The sequence below is a fragment of the Dictyoglomus sp. genome, from assembly GCF_049968615.1.
Taxonomy (GTDB): Bacteria; Dictyoglomota; Dictyoglomia; order Dictyoglomales; family Dictyoglomaceae; genus Dictyoglomus; species Dictyoglomus turgidum.
The window spans coordinates 394,704-413,029 of sequence record NZ_JBMFQK010000001.1; the positions used below are offsets into that span (position 1 = coordinate 394,704).

General features: G+C 34.8%; 14 protein-coding genes. 5 read left to right on the forward strand and 9 right to left on the reverse strand.

Annotated features, from left to right (window positions below):
• Positions 1–10: 10 nt before the first annotated feature.
• A complete protein-coding gene (locus tag ACP5QL_RS01990; protein WP_272996602.1) occupies positions 11–1,003 on the forward strand; it encodes a DUF128 domain-containing protein in 993 nt (330 codons plus the stop codon).
• On the opposite strand, the gene argH is transcribed toward ACP5QL_RS01990, so the two are convergent.
• From argH to ACP5QL_RS02025, 7 genes are read right to left on the reverse strand one after another with little or no spacing between them, the layout of a single operon-like run.
• Entirely contained in the window at positions 1,000–2,439 is a 1,440-nt protein-coding gene (argH, locus tag ACP5QL_RS01995; protein WP_012584127.1) for an argininosuccinate lyase, read from the reverse strand. The two genes, ACP5QL_RS01990 and argH, sit on opposite strands and share 4 nt — an antisense overlap.
• A complete protein-coding gene (gene carB, locus ACP5QL_RS02000; protein ID WP_273334422.1) occupies positions 2,403–5,567 on the reverse strand; it encodes a carbamoyl-phosphate synthase large subunit in 3,165 nt (1,054 codons plus the stop codon). Before carB ends, argH begins: the two co-directional genes overlap by 37 nt.
• A gap of 14 nt (positions 5,568–5,581) precedes the next feature.
• On the reverse strand, positions 5,582–6,658 hold the full coding sequence (gene carA / locus ACP5QL_RS02005) for a glutamine-hydrolyzing carbamoyl-phosphate synthase small subunit (protein ID WP_012584129.1): 1,077 nt from the start codon (positions 6,656–6,658) through the stop codon (positions 5,582–5,584).
• A gap of 2 nt (positions 6,659–6,660) precedes the next feature.
• Positions 6,661–7,818 carry an aspartate aminotransferase family protein gene (locus ACP5QL_RS02010; protein WP_273334424.1) on the reverse strand — a complete coding sequence of 386 codons (1,158 nt, stop codon included), beginning with the start codon at positions 7,816–7,818 and terminating at the stop codon, positions 6,661–6,663.
• A 9-nt stretch (positions 7,819–7,827) separates the two neighbouring features.
• On the reverse strand, positions 7,828–8,997 hold the full coding sequence (gene argJ / locus ACP5QL_RS02015; RefSeq protein ID WP_012584131.1) for a bifunctional glutamate N-acetyltransferase/amino-acid acetyltransferase ArgJ: 1,170 nt from the start codon (positions 8,995–8,997) through the stop codon (positions 7,828–7,830).
• Positions 8,998–9,018: 21 nt separating this feature from the next.
• On the reverse strand, positions 9,019–10,029 hold the full coding sequence (gene argC, locus ACP5QL_RS02020; RefSeq protein ID WP_272996600.1) for an N-acetyl-gamma-glutamyl-phosphate reductase: 1,011 nt from the start codon (positions 10,027–10,029) through the stop codon (positions 9,019–9,021).
• Positions 10,022–11,215 carry an argininosuccinate synthase gene (locus ACP5QL_RS02025; protein ID WP_012584133.1) on the reverse strand — a complete coding sequence of 398 codons (1,194 nt, stop codon included), beginning with the start codon at positions 11,213–11,215 and terminating at the stop codon, positions 10,022–10,024. The genes argC and ACP5QL_RS02025 overlap by 8 nt, the downstream gene beginning before the upstream one ends.
• A gap of 152 nt (positions 11,216–11,367) precedes the next feature.
• On the opposite strand from ACP5QL_RS02025, the gene ACP5QL_RS02030 reads away from it, so the two are divergent.
• Entirely contained in the window at positions 11,368–11,829 is a 462-nt protein-coding gene (locus ACP5QL_RS02030) for an FHA domain-containing protein (RefSeq protein ID WP_012584134.1), read from the forward strand.
• 1 nt (position 11,830) lies between these two features.
• Here the strand turns inward: ACP5QL_RS02030 and ACP5QL_RS02035 are convergent, their stop codons facing one another.
• Together ACP5QL_RS02035 and argF are read right to left on the reverse strand one after the other, a co-directional pair.
• Positions 11,831–13,831: a CHASE2 domain-containing serine/threonine-protein kinase gene (locus tag ACP5QL_RS02035; protein ID WP_424662576.1), complete on the reverse strand. Its 2,001-nt coding sequence runs from the start codon at positions 13,829–13,831 to the stop codon at positions 11,831–11,833.
• Positions 13,832–13,861: 30 nt separating this feature from the next.
• A complete protein-coding gene (argF, locus tag ACP5QL_RS02040; RefSeq protein ID WP_012584136.1) occupies positions 13,862–14,791 on the reverse strand; it encodes an ornithine carbamoyltransferase in 930 nt (309 codons plus the stop codon).
• 84 nt (positions 14,792–14,875) lie between these two features.
• On the opposite strand from argF, the gene ACP5QL_RS02045 reads away from it, so the two are divergent.
• The 3 genes from ACP5QL_RS02045 to ACP5QL_RS02055 are packed head-to-tail and all read left to right on the forward strand — an operon-like array spanning position 14,876 to position 18,298.
• Positions 14,876–16,138, forward strand: a complete 1,263-nt coding sequence (locus ACP5QL_RS02045; protein WP_273334428.1) for an MFS transporter — start codon at positions 14,876–14,878, stop codon at positions 16,136–16,138.
• Entirely contained in the window at positions 16,104–17,012 is a 909-nt protein-coding gene (locus ACP5QL_RS02050) for an AEC family transporter (protein ID WP_272996596.1), read from the forward strand. The genes ACP5QL_RS02045 and ACP5QL_RS02050 overlap by 35 nt, the downstream gene beginning before the upstream one ends.
• A complete protein-coding gene (locus ACP5QL_RS02055; RefSeq protein WP_012584139.1) occupies positions 17,009–18,298 on the forward strand; it encodes a DUF401 family protein in 1,290 nt (429 codons plus the stop codon). The genes ACP5QL_RS02050 and ACP5QL_RS02055 overlap by 4 nt, the downstream gene beginning before the upstream one ends.
• Positions 18,299–18,326 lie beyond the last annotated feature (28 nt).

Below are 18,326 nucleotides of genomic sequence, written 5' to 3' on the forward strand. Positions count from 1 at the left end.
ATAAAGAGCAATGAATAAGGATATTGAAAGAAAAGTTATTGCCATCCTTGAGATACTCAACAACTATAACGAGCCTGTTGGTGCTAATACCATATCAGAAAAGCTTTTGGAGAAAGGTATAGAGCTAAGTGATAGAGCTGTGAGATATCACTTAAAAATAATGGACGAACGGGGACTAACAAAAGTAGTAGGAAAAAAGGGAAGACTTATAACAGAGAAGGGCAGAGAAGAGATTAAAAAGGCTTTAATAGCTGATAAGTTAGGCTTTATTATAAGCAAAATAGAAAATCTTGCTTATCAAGTTACCCTTGATAGATCTACAGGGAAGGGGAAAGTAATTCTAAACCTCTCTATTATTCCTAAAAAAGATCTCCAAAAATCTTTAAATATAATGAAAGATATACTTAAAAAGGGCTATGGGATAAGTGAGAAAATCATTATTTTTGATAAAAAAGAGGAGGAAATAATTCCAGGGGTAATAGTCCCTGAAAAATCTGTAATTTTAGGAACTGTTTGTAGCGTAACCATCCATGGTGTCCTTATAAAAAATGGCATTCCTGTGAATGCAAAGTTCGCAGGAGTTTTAGAAGTAAAAGATCATGAACCTACAAGATTCTTAGAAGCAATCACCTACAATGGTTCAACTCTTGATCCTTTAGAAATATTCATAAAAAGTAAGATGACTTCTATTTCTTCAGTGGTAAAAAAGAAAGAAGGAAGAGTTCTCGCTACTTTTAGGGAAATACCTAATTCTGCTCGGGAGGATGCTCAAAATATAATTGAAGAGCTAAAAGAAATAGATATAAAAGGCAAAATCTACTTAGGAAAACCCAATCAAGAACTTTTTGGTGTTCCTGTTACTCAAGGAACCTCAGCCCTTGTAATAGTGGGGGGGTTAAATCCTATTGCTGGCATAATAGAAGCAGATATTGAGGCAGAAAATAAAGCCATGGGTATACTCTATAACTATGAAGATCTTAAGCCTATAAAAGACTATATTTAGTAAAGTCCTTCTAACAACTTCGCTAAATCAGGTAAATTATTTCTCAAAATATTCCATTTTTCAATTGTATTTTTCATTTCTTCCCTTCTCTTTTTAATTACTTCTCTATTTATATCTGGATTAGGACTTCCATAGGTTTTCTTAAATTTTAAACTGCTTTCTGGAGTTAATAAACTAAATACACTCTCATCAAAAAGATCCGAAAAACGCCTCCAATCTTCAAGAGAAAGATCTCTAAATTTTTTATTATTTTCCTCACAAAATCTAACTATCTCTCCTACAACTTTATGTGCTTCCCTAAATGGCATACCTTTTAGCACAAGATATTCAGCTATGTCAGTAGCAAAAAGAAAATCCTCAGAGGAAAACCTATACATCCCATCAATATTGAATTCAATATGAGATAAAAACCCAGTCCAAACTTTTAATGTTATCTTTAGTTCATCCACAGAAGAAAATAAAGATGGTTTATCTTCCTGCAAATCTCTATTATAACTTAAAGGTAACCCTTTCACCACAGTAAACATATTTACAAGGTTTCCTATAACCTTTCCAGTTTTTCCCCTTGTAAGTTCTGCTACATCAGGATTTCTTTTTTGAGGCATCATACTACTTCCTGTAGAGTACTCTTCAGGAAGTCTTATAAAAGAAAATTCCTTAGTTGACCAAAGAATTATCTCTTCAGCAAGGCGAGAAAGATGAGTATACACAAGAGCCGAGAAGAAAAGGAATTCGAGCACAAAATCTCTATCAGACACAGCATCCATACTATTATCAGAGATCTTTGAGAATCTTAAAAGCTTTGCAGTATACTCTCTATCAAGAGGAATATTACTCCCTGCAAGAGCACCAGAGCCAAGAGGCATAACATCAATCCTCTTATATATATCTTCTAACCTCTCCAAATCTCTGCTAAACATAGCATCATAAGCTAAAAAATAATGAGCAAGAGTTACAGGCTGAGCCTGCTGAAGATGAGTGTATCCTGGCATAGGTACGTTTATAAATTTCTCTGAAAGATCAAAAAGGACTTTTCTTAAATCTATTAGTAACTCCGCTATATTACAAGCTTCTTCCTTTAGATAAAGTCTCAAATCAAGAACTACCTGATCATTTCTACTTCTTCCTGTATGAATTTTTTTGCCTATATCTCCAATTTTCTTAGTCAAATTTTCCTCAATAAAGGTATGAACATCTTCGCTATCTCTTATTAAATCAGGATTATTTAGAATTTCAAGATAAAGATTTTTAATCTCCTTTTTCAGAGTTTTTAATTCCTCTTCTGAAATAACTCCAATTTTATTAAGCATAATTACATGGGCAAGGGTACCTGTAAGATCTGCCTTCCATAGTCTTTTATCAAAGTCAAGTGAATATGTAAAATCTTCTACCGTTTTATCTAACGGCTTTCTCCAGCGGCTTCCCCAGAGAGCCATACTTCCTCCTCATAAAACTCCTGAATTGCTCTATAATCTATATCTTTATCTCCAAACTCCATAATCATCTTTACCACCGCATTCCACATGTCTTCCGAAACAATACAAGAAAGTCCAATATCAAAACATGCCCTCCTCCATGGCTTGTCTTTATCGTTCACAGCCACTACAAGGTCAAAATCATAATTAGTAAGAGTAGATAATTCGTCTCCTCTCATCTCTACCTTTGTAAAATCCTCATGATTTTCAAGAGAAAAGAGCTTAAAGCCTAATTTTTTTAATTCTTTCCATTTAGAAGGAATAACAGTGGTAACAAATATTTTACCCCCATTTATGGGAACTTTTACTCCACTAGCATATAGTGCCTTATAGAGAGCTTTAGACCATTCATAATCTATTCCCATAACCTCCCCTGTAGATCTCATTTCAGGACCAAGTTCTACTTCTGCACCCTTTATTTTTGTGAATGAGAAAACAGGGGCTTTTACAGCATAATAATTGGGTTTAGGATAAAGTCCAGGTTTTAGCCCAAGCTCTCGCAGAGTATAACCAAGAGCAATTTTTGTAGCATATTTTACTAAAGGTAATTTTAAAGCTTTACTAAGATAAGGAATAGTTCTTGAGGCTCTTGGATTTGCCTCTAAGACATATACTTCTTCATCCTTAGAAGATATTACATACTGAATATTCAAAAGCCCCTTAACTTCAAGTCCAAGAGCTATTTTTGTGGAATAGTCTACAATTTTATCTACCACTTCCTGAGAGAGTGTATAATGAGGAAAAACAGTAGTACTATCTCCTGAATGAATACCAGCCCTCTCAATATGTTCCATAATCCCAGGAATAAATACTTCTTTTCCATCACAGAGAAGATCTACTTCCGCCTCTTTACCCACTATAAATTGATCCATCCACAAAGGTAAGATTATATCTTTTCTTTCAAAATAACTTTCTAAATCTTCCATATTGTAAACAATAATCATAGCCCTTCCACCAAGCACATAAGATGGCCTCAAAAGTACTGGAAATCCAATTTCCTCTATTACCTCCTTGGCTTCATTAATATTTCTTATATAAAATCCTTTAGGTCTTGGGATTTTATTTTTTCTTAGGAATCTATCAAATTTTTCTCTATCTTCTGCAAGATCTATGCTCTTTTGAGATGTTCCAAGGAGGTAAAAACCTCTTTTTTCAAGATTCTTTGATAAATTAATAGCGGTTTGGCCTCCAAATTGGGAGAGGAACCCAAGAGGCTCTTCTTGCTCCATAATGTTAGTAACATCCTCACTGGTCAGAGGCTCAAAATATAGTCGATCCGACATATCAAAATCAGTACTTAAAGTCTCTGGGTTATTGTTAATCATTATGGACACCAAACCTTCTTCTTTAATAGCCTTTACAGCATGGACAGTGCAGTAATCAAACTCTATTCCCTGTCCTATTCTTATAGGACCGCTACCAAGCACTACAACAGATCGTTGTGGGTTTTTCTGAGCCTCATTCTCCTCTTCATAAGTAGAGTAATAATAAGGAGTATTTGCAGAAAATTCTGCCGCACAAGTATCAACTATCTTATAAACCGGAAAGATTTTATGGAGCCTTCTATAAGCAAAGATTTCATCTTTTGTAGCATTTAAGAAGCAAGAAAGATCATAGTCCCCAAACCCCATCTTTTTAAGTTCTCTAATTTCATCAGGAGAAAGCTCACTTAGACTTTTACCCTTATATTTCTTGGAGACCTCTATAAGGTTGTATATCTTGGTAAGGAAAAATTTATCTATCTTAGTTAATTCGTAAGCTTCATCTACCGTAAGACCCCTCATAAAGCCTTCAGCAAGTAAAAATAATCTCCTATCATCAGCCATTTTTAAATACTTTCTTATTTCATCATCGCTAAAATAAGAATACCTTCTATCAAAAAGCCCTGCATCAACCTCCAAAGACCTTAAAGCCTTCAGCAATGCCTCTTCGAAAGTTCTTCCAAGAGCCATAACTTCACCTGTGGCCTGCATTTGGGTGCCTAATCTTCTATCTTTAACTCTAAATTTCTCAAAAGCCCATCTTGGAATCTTTATCACCACATAATCCAGGGCAGGTTCAAAAGCTGCATAAGTTTCACCGGTTACAGGATTTTTTATTTCATCAAGAGTCTTTCCGAGAGCAATTTTGGCTGTGAGTCTTGCAATAGGAAAACCCGTAGCTTTAGACGCCAAAGCAGAGGACCTACTTACTCTTGGATTAACCTCAATCACATAATATTCCCTTTTATTAGGATTTAAAGCATATTGAATATTACATCCACCCTCAATTTTTAGTGCAGTAATTATTTTTAAAGAGGCTGTTCTCAGCATTTGATACTCTGTGTCATTAAGGGTCTGAGTTGGCGCAACCACAATACTGTCTCCTGTATGTATGCCCATAGGATCCACATTCTCCATACTACAAACAGTAATCACATTACCTTTTCTATCCCTCATTACCTCAAACTCAATTTCCTTCCATCCTACTACGCTTTTCTCAAGAAGGGCCTGGCTCACAGGACTCAATTTTAAACTTCTTAAAAGAGCCTTCTCAAATTCTTCAACGCTCTCTACAATTCCCCCACCAGTTCCTCCAAGAGTATAAGCGGGTCTAATGACAAGAGGTAATCCAATTATCTCAAGAGCTTTTCTCCCTTCCTCCATGGACCTTACAACCACACTTGGAAGTACAGGTTCTCCAATCTCTTCCATTCTCTTCCTAAAAAGTTCTCTATCTTCAGCCATACTAATAGATTCAAGAGATGCTCCAAGAAGAGGAATACCATACTTTTCAAGTATTCCTATAGAGGCAAGCTCCATGGCAAGGTTTAAACCTGTCTGTCCGCCAAGAGTAGCAATTATGCCATCAGGTTTTTCTTTTTCTATGATTCTTTCTATCACTTCCGCAGTTATGGGTTCTATGTAGATTCTATCAGCCATCTCCCAATCAGTCATTATAGTAGCAGGATTTGAATTGATAAGTACTACTTCAACCCCTTCTTCCTTCAAAGCCCTACAAGCCTGAGTACCGGAGTAGTCAAACTCTGCCGCTTGTCCTATCACTATAGGTCCTGAACCTATAACTAAAACCTTCTTATATTTACTCAATATATCTCACCTCACTAATCAAAAAGTCTATAGTACTCTTCAAATATAAATTTGGTATCCCATGGACCTGGAGATGCCTCTGGATGAAATTGTACCGCTACAAGAGGCAAAAAGTTGTGTTTTATTCCTTCCACAGTATGATCGTTCAGATTATAATAATTCACTTCAAAGCCCTTTGGTAAAGTCCTCTCGTCTATAGCATAGCTATGGTTTTGAGAAGTTATATAAGTCCTTCCTGAGTCCACATGGTATACAGGATGGTTAGCCCCTCTATGTCCAAACTTTAATTTATAAGTTTTTGCACCAAGGCTTAAAGCTATAAGTTGAATACCAAGGCATATCCCAAGAACTGGCTTTTCAAGAGCCATAATCCTTCTAATAGTCTCTTGAACATAGGGCACGTTAGAAGGATCCCCAGGACCATTAGATAAGACTATACCATCAGGATTATAGCTTTTAATATCTTCAAAAGAGGTCCAAGCGGGAAAGACTTTTATTCTAAAATTATACTTTAAAAGCTCCCTTAATATACCCATTTTTACTCCAAAATCCAAAAGGGCTAATTTTTTATCTCCCTCTGGATTTACTTCGTAAGGTACCGTAGTAGTAACTCTTCTTACTAAGTCAAGATAATTAAAATCATATTTTAGAAGCTTTTTGGCAAGCACAAAGACATCTTTTTCTTTTGTAGATATAATTGCCTTCATGGTACCAAATTTTCTTATCTCTCTCACTATGGCTCGGGTATCTACTTTATGAATTCCTACAATTTTGTTTTCAATCAAAAATTCCCTTAGAGATTTTTTACTATTCCAATGAAACTTGTAATCATTAAACTCCCTTGCCACAACCCCCGAACAATGAATCTTTGAACTTTCAAGTCTTTCCGTATCTACCCCATAGTTTCCTATGAGAGGATAAGAAAACACAATTATCTGATTAGCATAAGAAGGGTCTGTTAAAGTTTGAGGATATCCCACCATCCCTGTATTAAAAACGATCTCTCCTACTACCTCGCCCTCATATCCAAAACTTTCCCCTATAAAACTATGCCCTGTCTCTAAAACAAGAATAGCTTCCTTTCCTTTCATTACTAACACCTCTTTTGTAAAGCTTCTTTTATAGTCTCTATACCCTTTTCTAACTCTTCTTTAGTTACTATTAAAGGAGGAAGAAGCCTCAAGACATTTTCTCCTGCAGAAAGAACAAGTACACCTTCCTCTATCAATTCCTCCTGAAGTTCCCTTACCTTTATATCCTTTAGCTCTATACCCCACATAAGTCCTCTACCTCTTATCTCTTTAACTATAGGAAGCTCCAATAAGTCTTTTAGTTTTTCCTCTAAAAATCTTCCTTTTTCTCTTACCTCTCTCAAAAACTTCTCATTACCTACAATATCAAGAACTGCAGTACCTGCGGCACATGCCACAAGATTTCCTCCCATAGTAGTACCATGAGACCCAGGACCCATTACTTGAGCAATATCTTTTGAAGTGCATACAGCTCCAAGAGGAAGACCTCCTCCAAGAGCCTTTGCAAGAAGGATTATATCTGCTTCTACTTCATAGTATTCTTCGGCAAGGAAATATCCTGTCCTTCCTATACCTGTTTGAATTTCATCAAAGATCAAAAGAATTCCTCGCTCCTTTGTTATTTCTCTTACTCTCTTTAAATATTCTTTATCTGCAGGATTTACTCCTCCCTCTCCTTGTATAGGCTCTAAAATCACAGCACAAGTTTCCTCGTCAATAGCACTTTCAAGGGCTGAAACATCGTTATAGGGAACGTAAATAAATCCCGGAACAAGAGGCCCAAAACCTTCGTGATATTTTTTTTGTCCTGTAGCAGAAAGAGCACCATAAGTTCTTCCATGAAAAGAATTATTCATACTGATAATTTTCCATTTTTGGCCATCAAAATATTTTCTGGATAACTTAATTGCTGCTTCTACAGCTTCGGCACCACTATTACATAAAAAAAATGCCTCCCTTTTTGTAAGGGAGGCAAGCCTTTCAAGAAGCTCAAACTGCGGCAGATTATAAAATAGGTTTGAGACATGACTCAATTTTTCTATCTGCTCTTTCACCCTTTTAACTATCTCTGGATGAGAATGTCCTAAAGCATTCACTCCTATTCCACTGGTAAGATCTAAATATTTTTTCCCTTGATCATCAAATAACCAAACTCCCTCTCCCCTTACAAACACAGGCTTGAATCTCTTATACACAGGGAAAAACCTATCTTCTTTCATCTTTCCACCTCATGTTCTGTAGTATGCGTTTATCTTCACATACTCTTCAGTAAGATCACATCCCCAGGAAATTGCACTGTATCTGCCTTCGTTGAGTATTATTCTTATTCTTACTTCATTACCCTTTAAGTAGTTTTTCACTTCCTGTGAATTATAACCTAAAGGTTCATTTTTTGCAAAGACTAAATGATCACCTATATAAAGCTCTATTTTATTGAGATCAAAAGAGTATTCAGTCTGTCCTATACTTGCAAGAACTCTCCCCCAATTATCATCACCTCCAGCAATTGCCGCCTTCACAAGATTAGATACAACCACCGATCTTGCTATAACCTTCGCTTCTTTCAAACTTCTTGCCTTCTCCACTATCACCTCAATAAGCTTTTTAGCCCCTTCACCATCTCTTGCAATCATCTTAGCAAGATCTTGCGCAACCATATCTAACCCCTTTTGAAAAGTCTTATCTAAAACCTCACCTGTAGAGAAAAGAAGAACCGTATCATTGGTACTACTACATCCATCCACACTTATCTGATGAAAAGATTTATCTACACTCTTTTTTAAAACTCTTTTTAACTCTTCACTGCCAAGCTTTACATTGGTTCCTATAAAAGCCAACATAGTAGCCATATTAGGATGAATCATTCCTGCTCCTTTTGCTACTCCACTTATAACGGCATCTCCCCTTTTTGCTCCTGAAATTTTGGGAAATGTATCTGTAGTCATAATAGCTTCTGCTATACTCTCTCCAGAATTTTCCGACAAATTTTTATAGGCCAGTTCTATTCCATAAGCTATTTTCTCTTTTTCCAGATAAGCTCCTATTTTCCCCGTAGAAGCCACAAAAACTAATTCTTTTTCAATTCCAACCCTTTTTGCTACCTCCTCAGCCATAAATTCAGCATCTTTAATTCCTCTTCCTCCAGTACAGGCATTTGCCTGGCCACTATTTATTATTATCGCTTGAACAAGACCATACTTCTCTAAATGTTTCTTAGAAACTATTACGGGGGCAGCCTTAACTGTATTCCTTGTAAACATGGCAGTTGCCTTTGCAGGTTTATCAAGCACTATCAATGCAAGATCTAATTTATTATCTTCTTTTAATCCGCAAGAAACAGCAGCAGCCTTTACTCCCTTTATGTTGGTAAGATACAACTTTTCTGTTTTCCAAGACATATTATTCAACCTCTCTTCTCTTTATGGATATAAAGGTAAAAAGTCAAGTCCTAAACTTTCCGCAAAACCAAACATAATATTCATATTCTGAATTGCTTGCCCTGCTGCCCCTTTTATTAGATTATCTATGGCAACCAAAATTACAGCATTTTTTGTATTCTTATCCACCTGAGCACTTATCACTGCCCAATTTGTTCCTCTCACCTTTTTAATCTCTGGAGAGCAAGATGGAGGTAATACTTTTATAAAATATTCATCTTCATATACCTCTTTAAAAATCTGATACAAATCCTCAGAGGTTATCTCATCTCTAAGAGGAACATATATGGAGACAAACATACCTCTAAATACTGGAATAAGTTGAGGAACAAACAAAACCCTTAAATATCCTATCTCCTTAATTACATTTTCAATTTCAGGTTGATGTCTGTGATTTAGTATTGAATAAGCTTGATAATTTTCAGCTATATTGCCATATATACTTTTATCAGTAGGTTTTCTACCTGCCCCTGAAATACCAGACTTAGCATCAATAATAGCATTTCCATAGGTTAAATTATTTTTTATCAAGGGAAAAAGTCCCAGAAGAGATGCGGTAGGATAACATCCAGGATTAGCTATATACTGTGCGCCTTTAATCTTATCTCTAAAAATTTCAGGAAGACCATATACTACCTTTTCTAAAATCTCAGGCATATTATGTTTTATTCCATAAACCCTTTCATATTCTCCCGGATTTTTAAACCTAAAATCAGCGCTCATATCTATAAATCTTTCTGGAATTTCTCCTTTACTCAAAAATCCCAAAGTCTCCCCGCTTCCAAGAGCAAAAAATACTACATCTAAATCCTTGTAAAGTTCACTATAAGTACTTCTATCAGTAATAAAAATTTTTTCCGACTTAAAAACCCACGAATCCTCAAAGTGATCAGAGAAAAGATAAAGCTTATCTACCTGAGGATGTCTTAAGAGTATTCTCGTAAGTTCAAGTCCCACATATCCCGAGGCCCCAACTATTCCTACTTTAAGCATTTTTACCTCCCTTCAAGGCATAGAGATAGTTTTGAAGCCCAAAAAGCTTTATAAAGCCAACAGCAGATTCTGTTGAGAAAGTGCTACCTTTATCATAAGTAGCAAGACTATGGTCATACAAGGAGTAAGGGGAGTCCCTACCAACTATTGAAAAACTCCAAGGAATAAGTTTTATTTTCACCTTTCCTGTTACCCTTTCTTGAGTCTTATCCATAAATGCTTGAAGAGCTTCTCGGAAAGGATCAAACCAAAGTCCATAATATACAAGCTCAGCATATTTATCCTCAAGCATCCTCTTAAAATGAGCAAGCTCTCTTGGCAAAACAAGATCTTCTAAAGCCTCATGGGCTTTTATAATAACCAAAGCAGCTGGAGCCTCATATATTTCTCTTGATTTAATCCCCACAAGCCTATTTTCTATATGATCAATTCTTCCAATACCGTAACTTCCTGCAATTTTATTCAGCTCTTCTATAAGCCCCACAAGATCCTTCTCAACACCGTTTAACTTTACTGGAATACCCTTCTCAAAGGTTATCTCAATATAGGATGGCTCTTTATTCTCCAATTTTGTCCATAAATAAATATCCTCGGGGGGTTCTTGCCAAGGATCCTCTAAAATACCCCCTTCTATGCTCCTACCCCATAAATTCTCATCAATACTATAAGGATTTTTTCGAGAAACCGGAATAGGAATATTATTCTCTATGGCATATTCAATCTCCTCTTCTCTCGAAAAATTCCACTCCCTCACAGGAGCAATAATCTCTAGATCAGGAGCAAGGGCTTTGACTCCTAAATCAATTCTTACCTGATCATTTCCCTTACCTGTACATCCGTGAGCTACATATTTTGCACCATTTTCTTTAGCTACCTTCACCAAATATTTTGCAATCAAAGGTCTGGATAAAGCAGTAGCAAGAGGGTAGACCCTCTCATACATGGCATTAGATTTTATAGCAGGAATAATGTAATCTTTTATAAACTCCTCTCTTAAATCCAACACATAAGCTTTTTCAACCCCCAAATTTTCTGCCTTATTTTTTATCTCGTTAAGATCTATACCCTGACCTATATCTACCGTTAAGGTTATCACATCAAGTGAATATTTTTGCATGAGCCACTTTATTGCCACAGAAGTATCTAAACCACCAGAATAGGCTAATACTACTTTTTCTCTTTCCACTTTACGTTACCTCCTTTTAAATTTTGAAAAATTATACCATAAAATTGCATATTTACACAGAGATTAAAAAAAATTTAACAAATATTGTCCAAAAAAAGTTTCGTATAGTATACTTTAGAAAGTTTTCAAAAATAAGGGAAGGAGGAATTCCTATGAGTATTACTTTATACATACTGCTGATCCTTTTTATCATTCTCTTAGCTATAGATATAATCTTGAGATTAAGAAAAGAGAAAAAACCTCAATTTCACAAATTAGAGAAAGGCGAAGAAATAATAGGCACTTCCAATACCATGAAGCTTGATGCCTCTTTACTTCCTATAAATTGGGCATATCTAATAGTAAAACACGGAGAAAATAGAGGGAAAGATTTTAAAATTGTAAAAGACGAAACTACCATAGGAAGAGAGCAGGAAAATGATATTGTTATCCCTAATCCTACAGTTTCCAGATTTCATGCCAAAATAATTCGTAGTGAAGACAAATATTTCATAGAAGATTTAGGAAGCGCCAATGGAACCATGGTAAATGGTATTAAAGTAACAAAAGAATTACTTCATGATGGAGATATTGTTCAATTAGGAGATGTGGTTTTAGTATTTAAGTGTTTATAATTCAATAACTCTCTTTGTCATTATCCCTCTTAATTATAGTATCAGATGATAAAATATTCTTCCTATCATAAGGATGAAGAGGGTATCCTCTTTTTAAATCCTCAAGAAGCTCTTCTAGAGTCTGATATCTAAATTCAGGAAATCTCGCGGTCATCTTTTCAATAATTTTCGCTATTCCTTCAGGAACCTCAGGATTTATAGTTCTTACATCAGGTAAATCTTCTTGATATCTTTTCAGCATAAGAGAAATGGTAGTTTCTTCGGAATATGGAAGAATTCCTGTCAACATCTCATAAAAAACAATCCCAAGAGAAAATATATCCGACCTTACATCTACTTTTTTACCCTCTAACTGCTCTGGAGAGGCATACTGTGGAGTACCCATAAACATACCTGTTTGGGTTAATGTAGAAAGCCCTCCAATTCGAGCTATCCCAAAGTCCATAAGCTTTACTTTACCATCTTTTGTAATCATAATATTCTGGGGTTTTATATCCCTATGTACTATATTTTTTGAATTAGCATAAGAAAGAGCTTCGGCTACTTTTTTAACAATCTCAACCGCCATAGAAACAGGAATTCTCTTCCTCTCTTCTATAATCTTCTTCAAATCCTTACCATTAACAAACTCCATAACCATAAAGACATAATCATTTTCTTTGCCATGATCCAAAATTTTCACAATATAAGGATGATCAAGAACCTTGCAGATCTCTATCTCTCTATAAAATCTCTCTAATACCTCCTTATCTTCAGCATATTGAGGATGAAGAATTTTTATAGCAACTTCTTTCTCTGTTTTCCTATCTAAAGCAAGATAAACTGATGCCATTCCGCCTGATCCAAGCTTCTTAAGTATTTTATACCTCCTCTTTATTACTACACCTTCTAATCTTTCCTTGGGTACTAAATTCAAATAAATTACATTTCCTAAAAATGAAAAGATCAGACCTACAGAAGGCGAAACTAAAGGAAGTAAAACTTTATTTATAAAAGCCTGATAAGAGAACATAAAGTAGAGGAAAATAAACAAAAAAGTTAAGAAAAGATTCAGTATAATTCTCCTTCCAAAAAGAACTCCTGGCAAAAATACTGCAAGAAAATTTATAATGAAAACAAATCCCGGAAAAATTGGGACAAAAAAGTCATGCATAAACAAATTATCAATTATATTTGCATGAATTTCCACTCCAGACATATAGGAATAATTTACTCCTAATCTTGAGGTGAATCCCGAAAAGGGATGCAAGAAAAGATCTTTTAATACAGGGCTTACAGCACCTATTAGAACTATCTTGTTCTTAAAAGTATTTTTTGGAAAATTTCCTCTCAAAACATCAATATAAGAATAAATTTTGTAAGTTCCCTCTCCTCCCCTAAAGTTAATATAGAAATCCGAAGGTAATTTCAAGACAAGAGATGATAAGTCTTGTTTACTTATAAATTTATAAGCCACAAGAGAAAGAGAGTAATATTTTATTGAGCCAGAATTTTCATAAATTTTTACCCTTCTTACCTTGTTATCCTCATCAATATATAAATTACTATAGCCACTGCCAAGAGCAGAACTTTTTAGGATACCAACAGGCTCCTTTAAAGACATCACATTAATTTTTAATCTCTTATCAAAATAACTTTGAAGATATCCAGAAAGAATAACATTACCAGATAGTTTTACTTTTTCAGCTAAGAATACGTCGGAGGGAGTAACAGTATCAAAAAGAATATCAAAAACAACAAGTTTAGGACTCTCTCTTTTTAATACATCAAGAAGCTTACCATGAATACTCCTATTCCAGGGCCAATTACCAAGTTCCAAAATAGAATTATCGTCAATGCCTACTATAACTATATCTTTATAGGGAGCAATTTCTCCTCTTAAATGAAATCTAAGATCTATTGTTTGCTTCTCCCATACCTTAAAAAAATTAAGGTTAGATAAGATAAGAAGCAATACAAAAAAGATAAAAAGAAGCCCAAACTTTATTAATATTCTTTTCATATCCCCTCGTACTTATTTTACTATAAAATTTTATACCAATAAAGCCATAATTGCCTTCTGTACATGAAGTCTATTTTCGGCCTCATCAAAAACTACCGAATTAGGTCCATCTATAACTTCATCGGTAATCTCTTCACCCCTATGAGCAGGAAGGCAATGCATAACAATAACGTCCTCCTTAGCTAAGGAAACTAATTCCTTGTTAACTTGATAGGGAGGGAAAACCCTTTTCCTTAGCTCTTTTTCCTCTTCCTGTCCCATACTTACCCATACGTCAGTATAGATAACGTCTGCCCCTTTAACAGCCTCCTTAGGATCCTCCACTATTTCCACCTTTCCCCCATATTTTTTAGCAAGATTATTTGCTTCATCCAATATCTTTTTAGGAGGCATAAACTGAAAAGGAGAAGAACATACCACATTCATACCTAAAATTGCTCCCGCAAGAATTAGAGAATTTGCCACATTATTACCATCTCCCAGATAGACTACTTTTAGCTTCCTAAAACCCTTTTTCTCAATAATAGTAAAATAATCAGCTATAATTTGACATGGATGTTCCAGATCAGAAAGCCCATTAATCACAGGAATAGATGAATGTTGAGCAAGTTCCACTAATGTATCATGAGAATAAACCCTTGCCATTATTCCGTCTACGTACCTCTCCAATACCCTTGCAGTATCAGCTATAGTTTCTCCTCTTTTGAGTTGCATCTCTTGAGCATTTAAATACAAAGGATAACCCCCTAATTGATATACTCCAACCTCAAAAGAAATTCTTGTTCTTGTGGAAGGTTTTTCAAAGAATAAAGCTACTGTCTTACCCTTCAAATAATCGTGAATCTTTTTTCCTGCATAATACTCAGATTTTAGATTTTTAGCAAGATGAAATATTTGTTCCATATCCTCCCTTGAAAGATCAAGAATAGAAAGTAAATCTCTCCCTTTAAGATTCCCCATTAATCTTTCCTCCCTATGGAATATTTTTAATAGAAAATTATATTATACTTACCTTATAAAGCAAAATTTGATATCATACAAGTTATGAGTCTAAAAGAAAAAGACTATCGTTGGAATTTTATAGTAAACAGCATAGATAATGCCTTCTTTAATTTAGGAATGACTTTTGGGTCAATTCAGACCCTTCTTCCCCTTTTTGCAAAACATTTAGGGGCAGGCAATTTAGAAATAGGTCTGATCCCTGCTATTGCAAACTTGGGATGGGCAATACCTGCCATAATAGGGGCAAAATATTCTGAAAAATATAAGATAAAATTACACTTAGTGCTCAAAGTCACTATGGGAGAGAGGCTTCCTTACCTCTTCATGGCACTTATAGCTTTTTTTGTCGCTCCTAATAACTCAACTCTTGCCCTCTATTTATCTCTTCTTATGTTGGGAATTGCTACCTTTTCCATGGGATTCCTTGGACCTCCTTGGATGAGTATGATAGGAAAAGTAATAGAGCCATCAAAAAGAGGAGTATTTTTTGCCATGGGAAATGGTCTTGGAGCAATAATGGGAGTTGGAGGAGCAGGTATTGCAAGAATAATACTCTCAAAGTATCCATTTCCCCATAATTTTGGTTATTCTTTCTTATGCGCTAGCATAGCTCTTCTTATATCCTTCGCATTCCTTGCTTTGACACGAGAATATCCTGACGATCAAGAAAACCCTGATATCCCCCTCGTAGAGTATATTAAAAGTATTAAAACTGTATTTAAATACAAGAATTTTAAAAACTATGTCATTGCAAGAATTCTAAATGCTTTTTCTGTTCCCTTCATAAGCTTTGTAGTAGTATTTGCTTCTAAGACTTTTTCCATACCCGACAAAGTAGCAGCAGATTTCACAGCAATTCTTCTTATATCTCAAGCAATTTCTTCTTTCCTTTTAGGTCCCCTTGGAGATAAATATGGTCACAAGCTTCCACTACTTATAGGAAGAATTCTTATATTCCTTGATATTCTCATCCTTCTCTTTGCAAAAAACATATCTTATCTTTACATTGCATTCATTTTAGTTGGTTTTATAAATAGCGCTTTCTGGGTTGGAGACTCTGCCATGGTTCTTGAAATTTCTCCTCCCCAACACAAAGAGCTCTATATTGGAGCTCTAAGTCTTATTCTCTCTCCTTTTTCCTTTGTAGCACCACTAATTGCAGGTAAAATTGCTGACGTAAAAGGCTTTCGATTTCTATTTATGACATGTCTTCTAATCAGTATAATCAATATTGTATTTTTTATATATGGAGTTAAGGATCCAAGAAAAAATGCTGAAAATATTAATAACATTAATAATAATTAGCTTATTAGGCTATTTAGGCAAAAACTATCTCTTCAAAGAAGAGGACAAAGAGGTTATTTCAAAATTTGTGTACAACTTTTCTCTTCCTGCCCTGGTCTTTTATTCCATTTATACAAATCCTCCCCAAATAAGTTCTTTTAAAGTGGCCATCACTGAATGGATAATAAGCTTCATAGTAGGCACTCTTTCAATATTTCTTGGTTTCATACTTAAACTGAGTAGGGAGACCATAGGAAGTTTATTCCTTGTAAGTATTGGGGGAAATGTCACCTTTATGGGATATCCTATAATGGAAAAACTTTTTGGAAACCAAGGTCTAACCCTTGCTATTCTTTATGATCAATTGGGCATGATTGTCTTTGTGTATACCATTGGAATTTTAGTAATTAGTCTGCTTGTTAAACCAGAAAAAACCACTAATAGAAGATTTTTGGGGATTGAGAGAATACTAATAAATCCTCCCCTTTGGGCTTTGATCGCAGGATTTCTCTTTCAAAAAATTAATATTCCAGATTTTCTCCTTGAAAGTTTCTCTATTCTCGGAAGAGCTACAACTCCTCTTATGATGTTTCTTCTTGGCCTTTCTCTCTCTAAACCTTACAAAGACAATAAATCCATTATGGGAGTTTCTGTAGGTGTGCTTTTAAAATTAATTCTTTTTCCTCTTTTTGCTTTAATTACTGCAAAATTATTAAATCTTAGCGATATTCCTTTAAAAGTTACTGTTCTTGAATCAGCAATGCCCTCTATGCTTACCGCTCTTGTTCTTTCCCTTCAATTTAATTTAGATTATGTATTTACATCTCAGGTAATCACATACTCTACTCTTCTCTCCTTGATCACATTAAACCTATGGATAGGGGTGATAAAATGATAGCTTTACTTAAGGTCAGTATAATTCTTGGAATCATTGTAGTTTTGTTAACTAAAAACTTTCCTCTTGCTTGGGCTCTCCTTGGTGGAAGCCTCATCATGGGAATTAGTTTTGGCATTCCCTTTAATATGATCCTTAAAGGTTTTTGGGAAGGACTCTCAAGCTTAGATACTATCAAACTTGTGCTTATCCTGTATCTTATTGCCTTATTTGAAAACATTTTAAGAGAAAAAGATTTACTTAAAAACATGGTTTTATCTTTTAAAAAGCTTATTAATGATATTAGACTTAGATTAATCTCTATGCCTATAATTATGGGACTCCTTCCATCAGTAGGTGGAGCCCTTTTTTCCGCACCTCTTCTTGAAGAACTTTCTAAGGAAAATAATATCGATCCAGAAAGAAAAAGTTATATAAACTACTGGTTTAGACATGTGTGGGAACCCTTTCTCCCCATATATCCCGGAATAATATTAGCCTCCGTACTAACAGAAAGACCTTTAAACTTCTTTGTAAGAGAAGCCCTACCTTATGGGCTTGCAGTACTTGCTATTGGATTGTTTTTTGCTTTTTATAGAGCTAATTCTAATCAAGAATATAGGCAAGAAAAAGAAAATTTAGAAAATCCCAATGAGGAAATTACTGAAAATCTTGAAAACTTAGAAGAGACTCCTACAGAAGAGAAAAAAGAAGAGGAAATCAAAAATCCCCTTCCTACTTTTTTAATTTCTATTCTACCTATATTAGTGTTATTAATTCTCGTAATCTTCCTTCACTCTGATCTTTTATACACTCTCATAGGATTAAACATTGTTCTTTTTTTAGTTTTAAAATTTGACATTAATAGAATTAAAAATCTACTCCTTAACTCAATAAATATCCAGAATTTAATCTTAATTGTTGGAGTAATGATCTTCAAAAGAATGCTTGAAATCACTGGTGCTGTCTCGGATATTGCTTACTCTCTTAACTATTCTTTTATACCCACTTATTTAATATTTTTTGCCCTACCCCTAATTATAGGAATCTTTACAGGGGTAACTTCAGCAACAGTAGGAATCACATTTCCCATCCTTATAAAGATGCTTCCTTATCAGGATCCTTCAAAATATATTATTCTTGCTTTTATCAGCTCTTTCTTAGGAATAATGGTATCTCCTTTGCATTTATGTCTAATACTAACTAAGGAGTACTTTAAACCCGATTGGAAAAGCTTTTACAATTACGTATTAAAGAGTGGAGTTTTACTTGGTATTTTTATACTTATTAAATTTTTCTTAACATAAGCTTATAAGTTTTTAAGAGAATATCTAC